Genomic DNA, 18,868 nt, shown 5'->3' with positions numbered 1-18,868 from the left:
TTTCATCTAACTTAGAACAAGTATATAGGCAGGCTTTCAGGGACAGCCTGCACGATAAATATAAAAAGAGATCTCTTGCATGGTAGATGTATATTTAGAAGCAGTAGGAATCTCTTTCTCGGCGGTTATTTTTTACACAGTTGTGCGCGGGCTTCGACACCCCAGGATAAAAAGACAGACGGGCACCCGCTTCGTGATCGCTGGTTTCGGACTGCTTTTTTTCAGCTTGCTCATCGATATTACCGACAACTTTCCCGAACTCAATTACCTGATCGTGATCGGTGATACCGAATATCAGGCCTTTCTTGAAAAAATGGTTGGCACCCTCCTGGGATTGCTGTTGCTCACGCTGGGATTCTGGCGTTGGATCCCCGACATCATAGAGCTGGAGAATGCCCGCGCCGACCTCGATATACTGAATACCGAGCTGGAGCAACGCGTCAAAGCACGCACCCTGGATCTGCAAGCGGCCAACCGCAAGCTAAAGGATGAGATTGCCGAGCGTATCAGGTTCGAAGAACGGCTCAATTTTCAGGCTACACATGATTTGCTGACCAGCCTGCCAAATCGCTATGGCATTCATCAGTTTTTCAACCACCAGCGCAGTCATTCAGGTCCAGCCGCCAGTATCGTCATGTTGTTGGATCTGGACGACTTCAAGAAGGTCAACGATCACCTGGGACATGATATGGGCGACCACTTATTACTTCAGGCTGCGCAGCGATTAGCCAAAGTAATGCCTGAAGGAAACATGCTGGGACGTCTGGGTGGAGATGAATTCATTATTGTTTTACCTGGCCGTAATGACGAAAATGAAGCTAAAGTTTTCGCCGATTCCCTACTTGAGCAATTCCGCCTTCCTTTTATACTCGCCGAGCATGACTATTATCTCACCGTCAGCATCGGCATTGCCCTTAACCCGCGAGATGGAGACCAGCCCCAGCAGCTGATAAAGCACGCCGATACAGCCATGTATGGTGCCAAGAAAGCCGGGGGGAATTGCTACTGCTTCTTCACCGAACATATGAGCAAGAGCCTGTCTCGTCGCCTGGCTCTGGAAGAACAGATACAATGTGCACTTGAAAGAAATGAATTTTCATTGCGTTATCAACCAATTGTCGATATTGAGAATCAGCGGGTAATAGGTGCGGAAGCCCTGTTACGCTGGCACAACCCCATACTGGGAGACGTTTCGCCCGATGAGTTTATTCCTGTTGCTGAACAAACAGGACTCATTATTCCCATTGGCAGGTATGTGATCACAACGGCAATCACCAACACCGCGGCCTGGCGCGCGCAATATAACGACAACTTCAAGGTTTCTATCAATATTTCTCCCCTGCAATTCCGGGAAAACCACCTACCGGACTTCATCTCCCGGGCTTTACAGCAGGCAGGCCTCCCAGGCCAGGCGCTCGTCCTGGAGGTAACCGAGGGTGTGCTGATGAACGGCTACTGGTATATAGCTGATACCTTGGATGCGATACACAACCAGGGGATAGGCATTGCCATGGATGACTTCGGGACCGGGTATTCATCGCTTAGCTACCTGCGCCTTTATCCATTTGACATCCTTAAAATCGACCGCAGCTTTATCAACGAAGTGGAAATGAAGCAAAGCGACCGTGACTTGGTCAATGCCACCATCTCCATGGCGCACCAGCTGGGGCTGCAGGTGGTTGCCGAAGGGGTTGAAACCAGCGGGCAGCTCGATTTTCTCAAGACGCAACAGTGCGACCTGCTGCAAGGCTACTACTTCAGCCGGCCCCTGTTGGCCGATGACTTCGCCCGCTACCTGGAGGCCAGCCTGACAACACAGCAGGACGGCACTGGTTCAGCATTAACCCGGCTTCCCATTCAGTTTCCGTCCCTATCCTGGCGCGGGGAGCGACCAAAAAACCGCTTATAGGCCCGTGAAAAGGCGGCAGTATCGGAAAAACCGTGTTCCAGGGCCACCTGGGTTACACTCATCCGCGTCTGCTGCAGGCAGGTGCGGGCCCGGTTGAGACGCCGGGCACTGGCGTATTGCTGCGGCGTCAGACCAAATTGCTTGCGACACAAATAGTAGAGGTGACTTTCACTGATGTGCAGGGCATCCGCCAGCACCTGGTTGGCGGGCGGTTCATCCAGCGAATTGTCGATTAGCTGATCCAGCACATCGAGACGCAGCGATGGCGGTAAAGGCTCCCGACTGCTGCCGGCATAATGCTGGCTGATCAGGGTCAGGAACAGGGTCACCAGCTGCTGATTCACAACCCGGTACAAGCCGGTGTTCCCCTGTGCCAACTGATGGCCGGCAAAGTCCAGCAAGGGCTGAATTTCACCGGCCAACTCCACCGACTGGGGAGAGCTGAACAGGGTCTCATGGAACGACAGGCTGCATTCCGTTTCCAGCGACCGAACCAGCTCATCCGCCAGATTCAGATCCAGGACCAGCAGTTCGCTGTCTTCTCCCTGCCCGGCATAGCTGTGCTTGGCCGAATGAGGCACCATCAATACACTGCCGCGCGCCACCCGGGCTGCACTGTTTTCGAACTCGCAGCGGGTCTCCCCGGCCACGCCTATCAGTATTTGCGGATAGCTATGAAGATGCTCCCCCGCGTGGGTTGCAATCACATTTTTCCGAGCCTGGGTAACAATCATGGACGCATCCTCTTCATCCGGTATCACTATCCGCAGCATACTAACCCTGGGTGAATCCCATGTGAATCTAAGCTTCACCTATTCGACAGCTGCGGGTAACAAAGGCTGATCTTGGTAGTCTGAAACAAGTACTTGATAGCCTCTGCCAATTCTTTACCAACGTCTCTGGCTAGCATGACACTATATCCCTAAAGCCGAGGTAAGCCATGCAACTGAACGCGCAGCAAGTGATCGACGCCCTGCCCTGGAACGCCCTTATCGAACAGCTGGCCACCATGTTCACCAAGGAAGTCCATTCTCCGGTACGCCATCACCATTTCATCAATGTACCCGGAGCGCCGCAGGCGACACTGTTGCTGATGCCCGCCTGGATCGAAAACGAGTACCTGGGGATCAAGCAGGTCAACGTCTTCCCCGGCAACAGCCGCTTCAATCTGCCGGGCCTGAACAGCCATTACCTGCTTAACTGTGGCAAAACCGGCCAGCCCCTGGCCCAACTGGAAGGCAACGAGCTGACCGCCCGCCGCACCGCCGCTGCATCCGCCCTGGCGGCCCGTTACCTGGCCAGGCCACATGCAGGCAAGCTGTTGGTCATGGGCGCCGGCCGCATGGCTCGGCGTCTGATCCAGGCTCATATGGCCGTCCGCCCCATCACTCAGGTGTGGGTCTGGGCACGAAATCCGGCCGCGGCGGCCAAACTGGTGACGGAATGCCGAGAGCTGAACATCGACATCCAGGTTGCCGGCGAGCAGGACTTGCCCGAGATCGCCGCCCGGATGGATATCATCAGCTGTGCCACCATGGCCGAAACCCCCATCCTCAAGGGGGAATGGCTGAGCCCGGGATGCCACCTCGATCTGGTCGGCAGTTTTACCCCCTTCATGCGCGAAGCGGATGATGAGGCACTGCGTCGCAGCCATATTTTTGTCGATACCCGGGCCGGCGCCCTGAGCGAAACCGGAGAGCTGCTCATTCCCCTGCAGCAGGGCGTAATCGATAAAAGCGATGTGCTGGCCGAGCTGCCCGAGCTGTGCCGAGGCACCCACCGGGGCCGTGCCGAACTTGCCGAACCCGAACAAGCTATCACCCTGTTCAAATCTGTCGGCGCTTCCATTGAAGATCTGGCGGCGGCGGTACTGGCGTACCAGCGCAGCAAGAATCCTTAAGACGGAAAACATAACGTGATGCTTCAAATACCCACCAGAATATTGTATTGCTGTTTTTAAACTGTGGGATCTCCTGTCGAAGATTTAGTAGTAGAAGCCTTTGATTAAAATTAAACCAACCATAAATGGTGACGTAATGGAAAATTATCCACGAATCGATGTAGTTGACATGCACACTGGTGGTGAACCCCTTCGGATCATCACTAATGGTTACCCTCATATTGAAGGCGATACTATTCTTGAAAAAAGACGATATGTCACTCAACATCTTGATCATTTGAGAAAATTCTTGATGTTTGAGCCACGAGGCCATAAAGAAATGTATGGGGCTCTTTTAGTCGAGCCCAGTTTACCTGAAGCTGATCTGGCTGTTCTTTTTCTGCACAATAAAGGGTACAGCACAATGTGTGGTCACGCTGTGATCGCATTAGGTCGTTATGCTATTGATGAGGGAATCGTCGAGCAACAATTCCCTAAAACCACCGTAAATATTGAATGTCCTTGTGGTTTAGTACAAGTAGAGGTTGATTCAGCCACTTCTGAAGCATCATTCATTAGTGTTCCTGCATTTGCGCTGCTATTGAATCAAGAGATTGAGATCGACAACGGACACAATATAAAGGTTGATATTAGCTATGGTGGTGCATTTTACGCGCTGGTAGAAGACCATCAGCTTGGTTTAAATATAGAACAAGATAGTGTTGAAAAACTAACCAACGCTGCAGACATTGTAACCCAGAAGGCCAAAGAACAGCTTAAGTTAACTCACCCAGACAGTGATGATTTGGCATTCCTGTATGGGACCATCATTACAGACAGCAACCTTACGTCAAAGAAGTATTCTAAAAACATTTGTGTTTTTGCCGATGCACAAGTTGACCGTAGCCCCACCGGTTCAGGTGTCACTGCTCGTATGGCACAAGCATATGCAAGAGATATTTATCAGATTGGTGAGAAAGCAAAATTTAAAAGCATTGTTGATTCAGAGTTTTTAGCCGAAGTGCATTCCATAGCTAACCTGGAAGGCTATAATGCTGTCCATGTCAAAGTCTCAGGTAAAGGTTTCTACACGGGCCGTTCAAGTTTTTTCTATGATGAAGGTGATGAGTTAGGAAAAGGATTTTTATGCCGGTAACTTACATGTTATTTACTTGAAATCTGTTTAACGGCCTATAGGCTTGCTTTAAACGGATGTTCGGTCACCCGACTTGCGGCCTGCACCCCGTCGGGTGACCGGTCCTGATCACTATTTCAAAATGGTGTGGCATTTATCTCAGCCATTTAATTAAAAAATAAAAATATTGATTCAGCAGGCTTTTTAATTACAACCTGCGGATTTTAAATGTGTATGGATACTGGGATTAAATCCGACTCGGATGGCCGTCGGGTTAATACTACTGCCACTAAAATAACAGTTATCAGAGGGAATTATTATGGCTTGGTGGAAAAAACAGAAACTCTACATAAAAATACTAATTGGTGCGGTGCTGGGTATCAGCGTAGGCATTATTGGCGGAGAAAATGCAACACTGCTGTCTCCAATTGGTGAAATCTTTATCCGCCTATTACAGACCGTTATTGTTCCATTGGTATTTTTTAGCTTGGTAGCCGGTATCACTCAGCTGGAAAGTATGGAAAAACTCAAGACAGTGGGGTTTAAAACTGTTTCCTTCTATTGTCTGACTGCTTTCTTCGCAACATTAATTGGCGTTAGTATGGCGTTATTACTGAGCCCGGGAAAAAGCAGTACAGCGCTAGATGGGATGAATGCTGTAGTCGAGGCAGCCGATCCCACAGCCGGCTTCAGTTTCATCGATAATCTGGTTCAGTGGGTTCCCAACAACCCTATTGCAGCAATGGCCGAAGGTAGCATGCTGCAAATTATTATCTTTTCGATCATTATGGGGCTGGCGCTGGTCTCGCTGGGAGAGCGCGGCAAACCGTTGGTCACTTTATTTCAGCGTGGCTCCGAACTTAGTATTCGTATGGCAGAACTGGTCGTCACCCTGGCCCCTTATGGTATTTTTGCGCTTATGGCCAATGCCAGCGGCAGCTTTGGCAGCGATTTTCTCATACAGGCGCTGCGCTACGTCATCGCGGATATTAGTGGGCTAGCCGTCATCCTGCTGGTTGTTTATCCGGCACTCATCCTCTCTATGACCCGTACCTCGCCGCTAAAATTTTACAAGCAGTGTAGTTCTGCCATGCTGGTTGCAGCGAGCACAACCTCGAGTGGCGCCACACTCCCCGCTACCATTGCAGTGGCGCGTGATGAAATGAAGATTTCTGAACGTATCTATGGCTTTACCCTGCCACTGGGCGCCACGGTGAATATGAATGGTATGTCTGTGGTATTGGGAGTGATTGCCGTGTTTGCTGCGAATGTTCATGGTACCCCCATCACCATGGCCTTCCTGGCGACGACGATATTTCTTGGGATCTTCCTGGCGGCCGGAACAGCGGGAACCAAGGGAGCCGATATTGTGATGGCGTCTGTCCTGCTGACAACCTTGGGCTTCCCATTAACGTTATTGCCCATCATTGCCGCGCTTTCTCCCTTGCTGGATATGGGACATACCGTCTGCAATATTACAGGCGATCTGGTCGCTACCCGTCTCGTGGCTGACGCCGAAGAAAAAAGCGCCGAGCTGGAAGCGGCAGTCCCCAGCTGATCAAAAAATGTAGGATATCTATATAAGGAAGGGGCCATCAATGGGAGGCCTCTTGTTTTTTGTGGTGATTTTACCACCTTAAATTGGTGTCCGGGATCATTAGACCACTACAACTCGCTCGATTTGTTCATAAAACGAGCCTCTCTCCTTAAGTATTTTCCCATCCATGGGGCTGGCGTCACGGGTATGGTGATGGCCGGGGCCACTCCAGACCGATGATATAACTGTTACTTCAGCAGCTCCTCCTCAAAGGGGAATCGCGACAGGATCTCGATACCGGTTTCGGTCACCACTATCTGCTCCTCCAGCTTGACGCCTTCGCTCCCCCCTGTTCACAGATATAGCTTTCTACACAAAGCGTCATGCCGGGCAAGATATCCCCGTCGTAGCCCGCATCGAGATAGTCCGCATGATGGTACAGATAAGGGTATTCTCCTGTCATGCCTACGCCGTGAGCCGACAAGTAATAACGGTTGGCATGGTATTTTTCCGGGATATTCCAGGCCTTTTCCGAGTATTCACGGAAGCTCATACCGGGACGGATAATATCCAGGTTGTTGCGCACCTGTTCATACGCCACCTTGTACAGGGTGCGTTGCTGCTCCGTTGGTTTGCCGGGACCGAAATGGAAGGTGCGGGAAAAATCCGAATAATAGCCATGACAGCCGACCACATCGGTATCGAGGGCGATCAGCTCGTTTTCCCCGATTATATTGCTGGCGGTTTCCTGGAACCAGGGATTGGTACACTGATCGGAACTCAACAGGCGGGTTTCACAATAGTCGCCATTTTGCGCGATAACCGATTGATGCAGCACAGACCACAGCTCGTTTTCAGTGATACCGGGACGGATGGCATCACGTAACTTGCCGACCACCACTTCAGTCGCCCGCAGATAGCGGGGCGGCGTATTGCGGGCACAAAAAATCTGCATGTTGCGCGCCCCGCAGGCATAGCGAATATTGACCGGATCAGAAATGATCAGTGCCCCTATATCCCGTTTCTGCATCTCGGCGCGGACCCGACCCAGACGGTAGCGTCGTACCGCCCCGAGATCGACATTCAGGCTTTCCGGTGCATGGTCCAGTAACTGAATACCAGAAAGGTCACTCCGTTCGCCATGCCAATCAAGAATCGCCATTTATATCTCCTGCACGCTGTCGCTGATAAACCTCCGAGAGGTCTCTTACTAGTACGGACAATTAAATAACCTGTACTTATGAACCAACAGTCAGGTTATAGTCATCTATTAAAACCGGGGGCTAAGCATGTCTAAACGAGCCGTAAATGAGTATAGGGCGCGATAATTGCTGTATATACGCTGGTTTTTCATCAAAATGGATAACTTTTGGTTATGAAGAGTCTGAGGCATCGCCTGTCACCATTGAACAGCCTGATGGTGTTCGAAGCGGCAGCTCGTACCCTGAGTTTTACCCGGGCAGCCAAAGAGCTGCATGTGACCCAGGCCGCGGTCAGCAAACAGATAAAATTTCTGGAGCAGCATTTTGAATTCGCGCTGTTCGAACGTCATGGTCGAAAGGTCAGCCTCTCCAGTCGAGGAGAAAAACTGCTGCATAAGGTGAGCACTCTCTGAATTACCTGGCCGACGCCGTCGAGGAGCTGACCGAGGTTGGATCGGTGCGTACCGTGACGGTCGCAGCCAACACCGCCGTGTCCCATTACTGGTTGAGTGGGGCCATCCATGACTTCTACCGTCAACATTCAAATTCATCCCTGAACATACGGGTTATCTTCTCGGATCATACGCCCGACCTGTTCAATAATGAGGTCAACCTGGCCATCGCCTATGATACCGGCAGCCGCCCCGGCTGGAGCATAAACGAACTGTTTGTCGAAGAGTTGTTTCCAGTGGCCAATCCCGATTACCTGCGCCGGCACTCCTTTAATGATGCCGGTCCTGAAGCGCTCTTGGCGCATACCCTGCTCGATTACGAAAGGCTCGAGCCTAACTGGATTAACTGGCGAGTCTGGTTTGACGCCCTGAACCTTGATACCCCGGAACTAAAGATCAGTCGCTATTTCAATAACTACATAGTACTGCTCGACGCGGCGGAACGGGGCCTGGGCGTGACGCTGGGAAGCCGATACCTGCTGGACAACAAGCTGAAAAACGGCGCCCTGGTCCGGCTGGCCGATTTCAGCATGCACTCGGGACGCAGCTATTACCTGGCAGCCAATGAGCAATAAGCGATGAGCGATGAGCGATGAGCGATGAGCGATGAGCGATGAAGTACGCCTGATATACCAGTGGTTGGTCAACTATAGGCCCTGAGAGATCCAAGCTGGCCCCATGACCATATGCGGGAGGTGGTTTATGGTGGGAGCGGCAAGCCAGCTGCCATCAGCCTGAAGACAGTTGAAGCTGCTGGCTGGCCTGGCAGCCATATCGCCGCGAGGTCGCGGCCCCACAAGGCGGGGCCATATTCAGGATACCGGGTTTGCTGTGGGAGCGCTCCCCCTGCCCTATGTAGCGCAGCCGCAAAAAAGCCCGGGCCGCATAACGGCACCGGGCTTTTTTTGTCCTCTAGTTCGAGGATGCGTCGGGCTTAGCCGTTAACGCTGGCCAGCAGAGTGTTGAGGGTGGCGCTCGGGCGCATCACCTTCTCGACCGCGGCGGGCTCGAAGTGGTAGTAGCCTTTCAGCTCGGTGGCCGGCTGGCCCTGTACCCCGTTCAGCTCGGCGACGATCTGCGCTTCCTTTTCGCCCAGGGCCTGGGCCAGCGGCGCGAAATGAGCGGCCAGTTCGGCGTCGTCGGTCTGGGCCGCCAGCTCGCGGGCCCAGTACAGGCTCAGATAGAAGTGGCTGCCACGGTTGTCCAGCTCGCCCGCCTTGCGCGACGGTGACTTACCGTTGTCCAGCAACAGTTCGGTGGCTTTGTCCAGGCACTTGGCCAGGATCTTGGCACGGGCGTTGCCTTCCTTGATACCCAGCTCTTCCAGGGAAACCGACAGGGCCAGGAACTCGCCCAGGGAATCCCAGCGCAGGTGGTTTTCCTCCATCAGCTGCTGCACATGCTTGGGCGCAGAGCCGCCGGCACCGGTTTCGTACATGCCGCCACCGGCCAGCATGGGCACGATGGACAACATCTTGGCGGACGTGCCCAGCTCCATGATGGGGAACAGGTCGGTCAGGTAGTCGCGCAGCACGTTACCGGTCACGGAAATGGTATCCAGACCACGCTTCATGCGCTCCATGGAGAAGCGGATGGCCTCGTTGTAGGACATGATACGGATATCCAGGCCGCTCAGATCGTGCTCCTGCAGGTAAGCTTCGACCTTCTTGCGCAGTTCATTGTCGTGGGCGCGCTCCTCGTCCAGCCAGAACACCGCCGGCGTATTGGAGTTGCGGGCACGGGTGACGCCCAGCTTGACCCAGTCACGAATGGCCGCATCCTTGGTCTGGCAGGCGCGCCAGATGTCGCCCTTCTCTACCTCGTGCTGCATCAGCACGGTGCCGTCGGCCGCGACCACACGCATGGTGCCGTCTTCGGTCTGCTCGAAGGTCTTGTCGTGGGAGCCGTATTCCTCGGCCTTCATCGCCATCAGGCCCACGTTCGGTACCGTGCCCATGGTGCGCGGATCGAAGGCGCCGTTGGTCTTGCAGAAGTTGATCATCTCCTGGTAGATGCGGGCATAGGTGCTTTCCGGCATCACCGCCTTGGCATCCTTCGGCTTGCCGTCACGGCCCCACATCTGGCCAGAGGTGCGGATCATCGCCGGCATGGAGGCATCGACGATCACGTCGCTGGGAATGTGCAGGTTGGTAATCCCCTTGACCGAGTCGACCATCGCCAGCTCGGGACGGTTCTCATAGCAGTCGTGAATGGCCCGCTCGATTTCTTCCTGGGTAGACTGGGGCAGTGACTTGATCTTGTCATAGACGCTGCTCAGGCCGTTATTCGGGTTCACACCCAACTCGTCGAACAGTGCACCGTATTTCTCGAATACGTCACGGTAGAACACCTTGACGGCGTGACCGAATACGATGGGGTGAGACACCTTCATCATGGTGGCCTTGACGTGCAGCGACCACATAACGCCAGACTCTTTTGCGTCTTTCAGGGTGCCTTCGAAAAAGTCACACAGCGCCTTGCTGCTCATGTACATGCTGTCCAGCACTTCGCCGGCTTCCAGGGGCAGCTCTTTCTTCAGCTCGGACTGGCCCGCCTTGTTAACGAACTCGATGCGCACCGTCTGGGCCTTGGTGCTGGTGACGGACTGTTCGCTGGAGAAGAAGTCGCCGCCGTTCATGTAATCGGCGTGGGAACGGGATGCCTTGCTCCACTGGCCCATGGAATGAGGATACTTGCGTGCAAAGGCCTTGACCGCTGCAGGGGCGCGACGGTCGGAGTTGCCCTGGCGCAGAACCGGGTTCACCGCGCTGCCGAGGATCTTGGAGTAGTTTTCTCGAATGGCTTTTTCTTCGGCGGTTTTCGGCTCTTCCGGAAAGTCGGGAATATCGTAACCCTGGGCCTGCAGCTCGGCAACACAGGCACGCAGCTGGGGCACGGAGGCACTGATGTTCGGCAGCTTGATGATATTGGCGTGCGGATCCTGGGTCAGTTCGCCCAGTTCGGCCAGGCCGTCTACGACCCGTTGCTCTTCGCTCAAACGCTCGGGAAAGGCGGCCAGGATACGGGCGGCCAGGGAGATATCGCTGAGGGTCACATCGATACCAGCGACACTGGTAAAGGTACGTACGATAGGCAACAAGGAATAGGTGGCAAGTGCGGGGGCTTCGTCGGTCAGTGTATAGACGATGGTAGCTTTTTGAGTCGTCATTATTTTCCCTAATTAATACGGCTGGGGAGCCAACGGCTCAGCGTTGCAACGACTTGTGGTCGGCATTAATGCAGGCTGCAGCCGATGGATTGAATTTCCGGCGCGCATTATATGACATTTGGGGCCCCAACTTTAAGTAATTAGTCGCATTTTTCGACTAAATGACCATAATTTCCCCCAGATGCGGGCTATATCAGCGGAATAACCCCATCGGCAGGTGGCAAGGAGAGCCCTTGTCTCCTGCCGTAACCTGCCTTACCTATCTATCCGGATGCTTATAACAGCGGCGGAGCCGCTTGCCTATCATGGGTCAACGCACGCATGCGTGCCAGTACATCCACCCCAACCTGGTGATAAACATCCAGCAGATCAACCAGTACCCAGTTTTCACGTATTTTGTCATTCTCAATACGCCAGAAATCCAGGCTACGGATGGTGACCTTCTGGCCGGAAGGGGCAATACCAAGCCAGCCATCGCCACTGATGGTGGCGTTCAGACCCGGCCAGCCACAGTAGGCCACATAATTGGCATCGGCGAAATAGGCCTTGCGCTCGTGCTTGCCCAGGCAGCTGACCCTGTCCGGCATGCCTGCCAGAAACGGGATCTGGTGCCAGTTGCGGAATCCCGATATGCGCCGACAGGAGCCGATGCCCGCCGGGCCGTACCAGACCATTTTCGGGTGCCAGTAACGCTCAAGCCCCATGGCCTTTTCTCCACCCACCGCATGCTCCTGCAGACCGTTAAGCATATTATCCACCAGCCTGAAGCTGGCCGCCGCCTGCGCCGCATTATAGGGGGCGGTCACTATGCCGTCCTGAACTGCCGGACCCGGCACCAACAGCTCTCGCCCCAGGCTGGGCCCCATCGGCCAGGCGCGAGCCTGCATCATCAGCTCAGGTATGTCCCAGAGTGCCACCATCTCGACAATTCGGTCATCTTCAATACGGAAAAACTCGGCATAACGCAGGGTAACAAGCAGCCGAGTAGCCGGAATATCCAGCCAGGACTGTTCAAACACACCGGTGTAAAAACCGCCGCACCCGACCCAGTTATGCTCTTCATCCGGGCCCGCCAGCACAATATAGTCCCGGCGCTCCAGATCCGGGATCGCCGCCATCAAAGGCGCGTAACCGACCTGATATAGCCCATCCGGCCCCGTCACTTCCCCCAGGGGATGGGCCAGCTGAACCTTGCAGTCACTGGCAAACAGCTCGTGCAGCTGCTCACGTAGGGTGCCGGGATCGCAATCATATAATGCCGCACGAAATCGATTGATGATGGTTTTATTGTGACAATGAATGTCCAGGTTCATGGTTTTCCCCACAATAACAGCGTATGGGTGCGAACCTGCCGCACCCAGTCCCTATCAATGAATCGCTTATGCCTCTTCGCCGTTTTGCACCGGCATGCGACCGCTGTCGCGTTGATCCCAGCCATGACCGTTAAACGGGTCTACCCCCAGCTGTTGCATCACATAGGGGAAATCGACCATCACCCAGTTATCGACTATCTTGCCGTCCACTACCTTCCAGAAATCCATATAGCGAATTTCTACCCGCTTGCCGGTCGGCGCTATCCCCATGAAAGGTCCGGAATGCACCGCTTCCTGGCGACCGAAGGCCGCACACCATTCCCCCTGGGTAATGCGCGCCTCATCAATGCAGACCTTGTCGGAAAAGGCAGCCTGAAACGGCCGTTGCCAGTTGTCCTGGAATTCCTTTAACCCCTGTTTGAACCCGCAGCCGGCATTGCCCATCCAGCGGAAAGATTCACTGAAAAAACGGCCCATGTTGTCGATATCGTGGTCGTTCAATCCATCGACCATGGCATCGATGGCCGCCAGGGTTTCCTGGGTTTTGCTTAAATCATTATCTTTGGTCAGGGTAGCCTGCTCGGGACGAGAACCTTTCATCTTTACTCCATTCGCACCTGTTTATGATGCCGTCAAGACTACCGACCGGGATCACTCACGGGTATGGTTCGATGCACCCAATATATGTATATTTGCACCACAGCAACCACAAACCAACATTATCGACAGCATTGACATCGGCGTACAACCGATATAATTCATCGTAAAAACACATTTTTTCGCCTTATGAGCGATATAGTCATATAAAACAGACAAACCAAGAGGTTATCAAATAAAAACAAAATATGTGTTTATGCTCTTGCCACAAAAATGACAGATGGTAATAGTAGGAGTGAAATTACACGTGGCGTAGAGGAAGGGACCTTTGGATCTGCATACAGAGACCCCGCAACTGTTTGAACATGAACTGGACTATCGCGTCTACTGGTCTGCCTATCAGAGCAGTCATTGCATCAATACCGGCTGGCGCATCCTGCCCTATTGGGTGGTATTGCACATTACCGAAGGTGCCTATGGCTGCGTACTGGCACAACACGAAACGCACACCCATTTCAGAGCGGGTCCGGGAGAGGTATTACTGGTCCCCGCCGGGATACAACATCAACTCACAGTGGATGAGCCGACCACCGCAGATGGCCTGCATGTGCACTTCACGCTGTTCCGAACGATTGATGTGCTCTCTTACTACCGGATACCGGTAACTGTGTCTGATGACAAGGCCGCATTAATAGGGCGAGCCACTGCCGAGTTGGCCATGGCAACCGAAAACAACCAACACAACAACCTGACCGGTGTCGCCCGCCGACACAGCTGCGCCTATCAATTTTTACAGCTGCTGCTGGGTATCTCCAACGCCATTCCAGGGAAAGATAAACAACTGTTCAGGATAAAGCGGCTGCACACAGCCATGGCCTATATAGATGAGCACCTGGATCAGAACATTCGGGTTACCAGGCTGGCCGAACTCTGCTCATTGTCACGTAACCGATTTAGCGAACTGTTCAAAGACGTGCTAGGCCAACCGCCCGCCCAGTATGTAGCGCAAAAGCGTCTGGATAAGTCCATGTCACTGCTGGTGCACAGCGAACTACCGATCGCCGGCATCGCCGACTCACTTGGCTTTTGTGACCAGTTTCATTTCAGCAAATGGTTCAAGAATGCCACCGGTGACAGCCCCCGGGAATACCGGCATAAAATAAGGAAGGCTCTCTATTCCCAGGCCTGATTTCGTCCTGGGCCCGGTAACGTAGCACATGTCACCGAGCCCTGTTATTACGCAATCAGGAGTTCTGACCAACCGTCATTCACGCTTCACCCAGGGCAACCTGGCTCCACAGGTTGATCTCGTCAATCATATGCCATTCTGCATAGATCTTGCCGTTGCGCAGTTCGGCCTGACTGATTGCCATGATCACCAGGGGGGCCCCGGTCGGCGCGCCGAAACGGCCGTGCCCGCTGTGGGTGCCGGAATAGCTCCAGCGCAGGGAGATGCGGGTCGGCATGCCGGGATCATTGCGCTCAATCCAGTGATGTAGCTTGAACTGGCCGTTAGGTATGGCGCCCAAGTAATCGAACAGGAACTGCTCCAGGCCATTCCAGCCCTGCAGCGCCTGATCGCCCGGTCCATAACCCAGGTAGGCACGGTCATAGCGCTCCCGCACCAGGTTAATTGCGGTCCCGGACCAGAGTTGCTTATAGGTGTCGACCAGCCATTTGGCCTGGCCGCTCGGCTCACCGCTCTGGGGGCCCCCGGACCAACGTTGCACCAGCTCCTCCGCCGAAGGCCATTCGCCCTTGGCCTTCAGTGCCCTCGCAATCTCTCTGCCCATTTCCCGTGGGTCCAGGCCCAACTGCAAGGCAATGGCTGCCTGATCGCGCACCAGCCATTCGTCGACAATCTGGTTGTTGCGGCAGATGCAGTCGGCAATGGTCCTGGCAACCACGCTACGCCCGGTCGGCTGTCCGAAGCTGCCGGTCCCCAGATGGGTCATGGTCGAACGAATACGATGTGAGGAATAATAGGTACCGGGCTCGTCTTCCGACCAGACCACATCTTCACCCAGCAGGGTGCGATCCGGAAACATCTTCAGGGTTTCCAGGGTGCCACGGATCACGCTCTCGATACCCCGGGTTTCGCCGGCCGGGGTTTTTACCGGGGCATCGGCACCGTAATAATCCTCAATGAGACCAATACCCCGGCCTTCCCAGATTTCCTCGGTGATCTTGATGATATAGTCGGTCAGGTCGTCAAAACGGGACTCAAAACCTTGCAATGCCATTATCTCTGCTCCTTGTGTTTGCGGCAGAGACGTCGGTTGCCTTGACCGGCATCTCTGCTAACGTTATTCAAACGGGCGGCTGATCGTACGTCAGCCTTTGACTGCACCCTGTACCAGGCCGGATACCAGCTGCTTCTGGAACACCAGCACCAGAATGATCAGCGGAATGGTGACCGATACGGCGCCTGCCACCCCTTCCAGCACCTTCGCCAGGTTTTCGTCCGAATAGATATAATTCGACAAGGCCGCCGTCATGGTCATGTGATCCCCGTCCATCAGCTGACTGGTGATCAGGAAGTCGTTATAGCCCAGCAGGAAAGAGAACAACCCTGTGGTGATCACCCCCGGCCACATCACCGGCATGATCACCCGGAAGAAGGCCTGGATCCGCCCACATCCATCCACCAGCGCGGCTTCGTCCAGCTCATTGGGAATATTCATAAAGAACGAGCGCAGCATCCAGATGGTAAAGGGCTGATTGATCGCCACCAGCACCATGATCAGGGTTTCGTAGCGGTTCCAGATCCCCAGTTCGAAAAACGCCGGCTTATAGGAGGTCAGCAACACCACGTGAGGCAAGGCGCGGAACACCAGGGCGATGATCAGCAGCCAGAAGCCGACCGACCCCCGATAACGAGATAGCGCATAGCCTGCCAGGCAACCGATGGTCAATGACACCACCACAGTACCGACGGTTACGATCACCGAGCTCAAGGCGTTTTGCCAGAAGCCGTCGACCACCCACACCTGGTAGAAGTGCTCGAAGGTTACATCGGCAAACAGCTTGGGCGGAAAGGCAAAGGCATCCACCGGAGACCGTATCGAGATCATGAACATCCACAGGAACGGAAACGCACACAGCGGTACCCACAAGGCCAGGAATACCTTTCCCGATATATGCCAGGCAGTTGATTGGCTTTTCATGATTAATACCCCCTCTTGTGTTCACGCCAGTTTCTGGTCAGGGCAGGGATCAACAGGATCACCACACCCAGCACGGTCAGTAGCGACGATGCAGCCGCCTTGTTGAAGTTATCCTCGAAGTTGAGGGTATAGAAGGTCAGATACTGCAGCGAGTTGGCAAACAGGTTGGAGCCGAACACCAGCACGGGTTCGAAGATACGATAAGCATCCATGATGTGCATCATGGCCACAAACACCACCAGCGGCATAAGATGCGGCACTATGATATAGCGCACCCGGTCAAAGGCGCTGGCACCGTCGAGCACGGCGGCTTCCAGGCTATCCTTGTTCACCGTCTGCAGGCCAGCATAGAAGATAACGAAGGCGAAGGGCGTCACATGCCAGATACCATAAAGGATGATCAGAGCGCGGATGGTGAAGGCATCCTTCATAAAATAGATCTTGCCCAGCCCCATTTGCTGCAGCAGCGAGGTGATCACAGAGTTATCGAGAAACAGCCAATAGATGGACAGGGAGCCGATCAGCGGGGTAACGATAAAGGGCAACAGACTGGCAAAGATCACCACCCCTTTCATTTTTTTGACTGCATTATCAACCGTCATCGCCAGGGCAAAACCCAGTAACAGCACCAGTGGCGTGGTCACAAAAGTGTACAGCAAGGTAAACTCGAGTGCGCCCCAGAAGTCGATGTCAACAATGTCGTAGTAGATGTCGGCCAGGTTATCCAGAAAACGTCCAGATGACTCGGGGTCGCTCCCTTCCTGGGTGAAGGCACCCGACAAACCATCCGGATCGACGACGGTCTTGATGTTGTCCATCCCGACATATTCCCAGTTACGCACGGGGTTACCCTGTTCATCCAGCACTGGTTGGGGCACCATCTTGGTCACTTCCCGCTCTACGCCTGCAAACACCGGCACCTTGGTCGTCACTTCAACCAGCTCTGTCTGCACCGAGGCATTAAATACCGAGATATAGGCAACCCCGGCCAGTGGCACTGCAATCAGCAGTAACATCGCCAGCACCGAAGGCGCGACAAATAAGGCAAACGTTTTAAATTTCATCACAAACCTCAATAACCGAAATAAAAGGTTCCCGAGGCGAAGCGGCCATCAGGAACCGGGTACGACGTCACAATTATTTAAGGTAACCCGCTTCCTTGGCAGCCTTGATATAGGCAGATTCGGCATCTTTCAGGGATTTTTGCGCACTCTCATTGCCGACCAGGAAGTCGCCGATATTATTACCGATGGCAGCATGGGCCATGGTCATTTGCGGCAGCATGGGGAAGGAGGGTGCACCGCCCTGGGCCGACTCAGCCACCCCGATGGAATAACGGCCCGCCTGATAGGCAGGGTGCAGCCAGATGGTCACATCGTTATTGGCTTCAACCACCTGATCCCGCAGCCCTTCCATGATCAGCTGAAAGGCCAGATCACGATCACCATCCATGTTTTTCGGCAATACTAATCCATCCCACCACAGGGTGGTCGCGGGTGCACCGCCGGCAGTAGCGGCGGGGGCGGCCGCAAAATCAATCAGACCCACCACCTGGGATTCGTTAGGATCATCCATCTTGCCTGCACGAGAGGCCCAGAAGTTGGCCATGGCCACACTGCCCTGTTGAAACTGCTGCATCACGGCCGTGGTATCCAGTGCCAGTGCATTGGGTGACATATAGCCGATCAGCCGCTTCATCAGCTCGAGCGTCTGTACACCCTTGTCATTGTTGAAAGCGGGCTTGGGGCTACCGGACTCAAAAAACTCTCCTCCCAGCCCCAGATAGATGTTGACGAACTCCTGAGCCAGGTTCCAGCCGGCCTTATAGGTCCCCCCCAGCGGATATTCAATGGCTTCTTCCCGCTTCAATATCTCGGCGGCAGCCAATAGCTCTTCATAGGTGGTTGGTACGGCAATACCGTACTTTTCCAGCACATCCTTACGATAATAGAGGTTCTGGGCATTGACCTGGAAGGCAATCGCCATGATGTCATCGCCAAACTTGATCAGCATGCTGTCCTGGATACCGAACTTGTCGCGGTATTTTTCGACCAGATCATTCATGGGCTGCAGCATGCCTGCCGCCTGCAGGGGGGAAATGGAACTATTGGAAACCTGGGCAATATCGTAGGGAGACACCTTGGCATCCAGCGCCTGCTTGGTTTCCGTTTCACTTTCGCGCGTCAGCTTCCAGCTAATGGCCAGCTGATCCGACTGACAGGCCTGTACTGCCCTAGAGATAACTTCGGTGCTCGGGTAACTGTTGCTGATAACATTGATTTCACCCGATCCCTGTACAAGACAAGCAGCCGAGGCCAGTGATGGGGCCAGTGACAGGGCGCCGCTGATGAAAAGTGCTGATAATACCTTCATCTTGTTCCTTCCTCCGTGATGGTTATCGTCCCGAGCACACCACTGCCCCGCTGACGATGGGTATGGCAACAGATTGCCACCTTATGACTTCGTATGCAACAGTATTTCCACTGGCTATAAACTTACTTGCAACAT

At 53.9% G+C, this 18,868-nt stretch carries 16 protein-coding genes; 7 read left to right on the top strand and 9 right to left on the bottom strand.

Going from position 1 to position 18,868, the window contains the following annotated elements; all coding sequences use genetic code 11:
* The first annotated feature begins 79 nt into the window (after window positions 1–79).
* Window positions 80–1,909 (top strand): putative bifunctional diguanylate cyclase/phosphodiesterase, encoded by a 1,830-nt coding sequence (locus DCS96_RS03825; protein ID WP_116473018.1) that lies wholly within the window; start codon window positions 80–82, stop codon window positions 1,907–1,909.
* Here the strand turns inward: DCS96_RS03825 and DCS96_RS03820 are convergent.
* Window positions 1,858–2,682, bottom strand: coding sequence for an AraC family transcriptional regulator (locus DCS96_RS03820; RefSeq protein WP_116473017.1), 825 nt, complete (start codon window positions 2,680–2,682; stop codon window positions 1,858–1,860). The genes DCS96_RS03825 and DCS96_RS03820 overlap by 52 nt on opposite strands.
* A gap of 167 nt (window positions 2,683–2,849) precedes the next feature.
* On the opposite strand from DCS96_RS03820, the gene lhpI reads away from it, so the two are divergent.
* The 3 genes from lhpI to DCS96_RS03805 all read left to right on the top strand — a co-directional run bounded on the left by lhpI (window position 2,850) and on the right by DCS96_RS03805 (window position 6,481).
* A complete protein-coding gene (gene lhpI / locus DCS96_RS03815) occupies window positions 2,850–3,809 on the top strand; it encodes a bifunctional Delta(1)-pyrroline-2-carboxylate/Delta(1)-piperideine-2-carboxylate reductase (RefSeq protein WP_116473016.1) in 960 nt (319 codons plus the stop codon).
* A 136-nt stretch (window positions 3,810–3,945) separates the two neighbouring features.
* Window positions 3,946–4,944, top strand: coding sequence for a proline racemase family protein (locus DCS96_RS03810; protein ID WP_116473015.1), 999 nt, complete (start codon window positions 3,946–3,948; stop codon window positions 4,942–4,944).
* Window positions 4,945–5,242: 298 nt separating this feature from the next.
* Window positions 5,243–6,481, top strand: coding sequence for a dicarboxylate/amino acid:cation symporter (locus DCS96_RS03805; RefSeq protein ID WP_116473014.1), 1,239 nt, complete (start codon window positions 5,243–5,245; stop codon window positions 6,479–6,481).
* A gap of 292 nt (window positions 6,482–6,773) precedes the next feature.
* Here DCS96_RS03805 and DCS96_RS03800 read toward each other — a convergent pair whose 3' ends face one another.
* Window positions 6,774–7,622, bottom strand: coding sequence for a M24 family metallopeptidase (locus tag DCS96_RS03800; RefSeq protein ID WP_198649910.1), 849 nt, complete (start codon window positions 7,620–7,622; stop codon window positions 6,774–6,776).
* 213 nt (window positions 7,623–7,835) lie between these two features.
* Here DCS96_RS03800 and DCS96_RS03795 point away from each other — a divergent pair, with 213 nt between their 5' ends.
* Both DCS96_RS03795 and DCS96_RS03790 read left to right on the top strand, forming a co-directional pair.
* Window positions 7,836–8,075, top strand: coding sequence for a LysR family transcriptional regulator (locus DCS96_RS03795; RefSeq protein WP_116473013.1), 240 nt, complete (start codon window positions 7,836–7,838; stop codon window positions 8,073–8,075).
* Between the two features lie 44 nt (window positions 8,076–8,119).
* Complete coding sequence (locus DCS96_RS03790; protein WP_157953571.1) at window positions 8,120–8,689, top strand: LysR substrate-binding domain-containing protein; 570 nt, start codon at window positions 8,120–8,122, stop codon at window positions 8,687–8,689.
* 359 nt (window positions 8,690–9,048) lie between these two features.
* Here DCS96_RS03790 and DCS96_RS03785 read toward each other — a convergent pair whose 3' ends face one another.
* From DCS96_RS03785 to DCS96_RS03775, 3 genes are all read right to left on the bottom strand, one after another.
* Window positions 9,049–11,283 (bottom strand): NADP-dependent isocitrate dehydrogenase, encoded by a 2,235-nt coding sequence (locus DCS96_RS03785; protein WP_116473011.1) that lies wholly within the window; start codon window positions 11,281–11,283, stop codon window positions 9,049–9,051.
* Between the two features lie 275 nt (window positions 11,284–11,558).
* The gene (locus DCS96_RS03780; RefSeq protein ID WP_116473010.1) at window positions 11,559–12,596 is read right to left on the bottom strand and encodes an ester cyclase; all 1,038 of its coding nucleotides are present in this window, start codon (window positions 12,594–12,596) and stop codon (window positions 11,559–11,561) included.
* A 66-nt stretch (window positions 12,597–12,662) separates the two neighbouring features.
* Window positions 12,663–13,196 carry an ester cyclase gene (locus tag DCS96_RS03775; RefSeq protein WP_116473009.1) on the bottom strand — a complete coding sequence of 178 codons (534 nt, stop codon included), beginning with the start codon at window positions 13,194–13,196 and terminating at the stop codon, window positions 12,663–12,665.
* 325 nt (window positions 13,197–13,521) lie between these two features.
* Here DCS96_RS03775 and DCS96_RS03770 point away from each other — a divergent pair, with 325 nt between their 5' ends.
* Window positions 13,522–14,382 carry a helix-turn-helix domain-containing protein gene (locus DCS96_RS03770; protein ID WP_116473008.1) on the top strand — a complete coding sequence of 287 codons (861 nt, stop codon included), beginning with the start codon at window positions 13,522–13,524 and terminating at the stop codon, window positions 14,380–14,382.
* Between the two features lie 79 nt (window positions 14,383–14,461).
* Here DCS96_RS03770 and DCS96_RS03765 read toward each other — a convergent pair whose 3' ends face one another.
* The 4 genes from DCS96_RS03765 to DCS96_RS03750 form a co-directional block, all read right to left on the bottom strand.
* On the bottom strand, window positions 14,462–15,436 hold the full coding sequence (locus DCS96_RS03765) for an ester cyclase (protein ID WP_116473007.1): 975 nt from the start codon (window positions 15,434–15,436) through the stop codon (window positions 14,462–14,464).
* A 90-nt stretch (window positions 15,437–15,526) separates the two neighbouring features.
* Complete coding sequence (locus DCS96_RS03760) at window positions 15,527–16,360, bottom strand: carbohydrate ABC transporter permease (protein ID WP_116473006.1); 834 nt, start codon at window positions 16,358–16,360, stop codon at window positions 15,527–15,529.
* Window positions 16,361–16,362: 2 nt separating this feature from the next.
* Window positions 16,363–17,424, bottom strand: coding sequence for a carbohydrate ABC transporter permease (locus DCS96_RS03755; RefSeq protein ID WP_116473005.1), 1,062 nt, complete (start codon window positions 17,422–17,424; stop codon window positions 16,363–16,365).
* A 73-nt stretch (window positions 17,425–17,497) separates the two neighbouring features.
* Window positions 17,498–18,733, bottom strand: a complete 1,236-nt coding sequence (locus DCS96_RS03750; protein ID WP_116473004.1) for an ABC transporter substrate-binding protein — start codon at window positions 18,731–18,733, stop codon at window positions 17,498–17,500.
* Between the last annotated feature and the right edge of the window lie 135 nt (window positions 18,734–18,868).

The sequence above is a fragment of the Zobellella maritima genome (assembly GCF_003075035.1).
GTDB lineage: Bacteria > Pseudomonadota > Gammaproteobacteria > Enterobacterales > Aeromonadaceae > Oceanimonas > Oceanimonas maritima.
This window is presented reverse-complemented; position numbering and strand designations above follow the sequence as displayed.

What these genes read in the sequence shown, in the direction of transcription:
- DCS96_RS03825 (WP_116473018.1), top strand. Translation starts at nt 80, where the DNA reads ATGGTAGATGTATATTTAGAAGCAGTAGGAATCTCTTTCTCGGCGGTT.
- DCS96_RS03805 (WP_116473014.1), top strand. Translation starts at nt 5,243, where the DNA reads ATGGCTTGGTGGAAAAAACAGAAACTCTACATAAAAATACTAATTGGT.
- DCS96_RS03765 (WP_116473007.1), bottom strand. Translation starts at nt 15,436, where the DNA reads ATGGCATTGCAAGGTTTTGAGTCCCGTTTTGACGACCTGACCGACTAT.
- DCS96_RS03810 (WP_116473015.1), top strand. Translation starts at nt 3,946, where the DNA reads ATGGAAAATTATCCACGAATCGATGTAGTTGACATGCACACTGGTGGT.
- DCS96_RS03820 (WP_116473017.1), bottom strand. Translation starts at nt 2,682, where the DNA reads ATGCTGCGGATAGTGATACCGGATGAAGAGGATGCGTCCATGATTGTT.
- DCS96_RS03780 (WP_116473010.1), bottom strand. Translation starts at nt 12,596, where the DNA reads ATGAACCTGGACATTCATTGTCACAATAAAACCATCATCAATCGATTT.
- DCS96_RS03750 (WP_116473004.1), bottom strand. Translation starts at nt 18,733, where the DNA reads ATGAAGGTATTATCAGCACTTTTCATCAGCGGCGCCCTGTCACTGGCC.
- DCS96_RS03800 (WP_198649910.1), bottom strand. Translation starts at nt 7,622, where the DNA reads ATGGCGATTCTTGATTGGCATGGCGAACGGAGTGACCTTTCTGGTATT.
- DCS96_RS03755 (WP_116473005.1), bottom strand. Translation starts at nt 17,424, where the DNA reads ATGAAATTTAAAACGTTTGCCTTATTTGTCGCGCCTTCGGTGCTGGCG.
- lhpI (WP_116473016.1), top strand. Translation starts at nt 2,850, where the DNA reads ATGCAACTGAACGCGCAGCAAGTGATCGACGCCCTGCCCTGGAACGCC.
- DCS96_RS03760 (WP_116473006.1), bottom strand. Translation starts at nt 16,360, where the DNA reads ATGAAAAGCCAATCAACTGCCTGGCATATATCGGGAAAGGTATTCCTG.
- DCS96_RS03785 (WP_116473011.1), bottom strand. Translation starts at nt 11,283, where the DNA reads ATGACGACTCAAAAAGCTACCATCGTCTATACACTGACCGACGAAGCC.
- DCS96_RS03795 (WP_116473013.1), top strand. Translation starts at nt 7,836, where the DNA reads ATGAAGAGTCTGAGGCATCGCCTGTCACCATTGAACAGCCTGATGGTG.
- DCS96_RS03775 (WP_116473009.1), bottom strand. Translation starts at nt 13,196, where the DNA reads ATGAAAGGTTCTCGTCCCGAGCAGGCTACCCTGACCAAAGATAATGAT.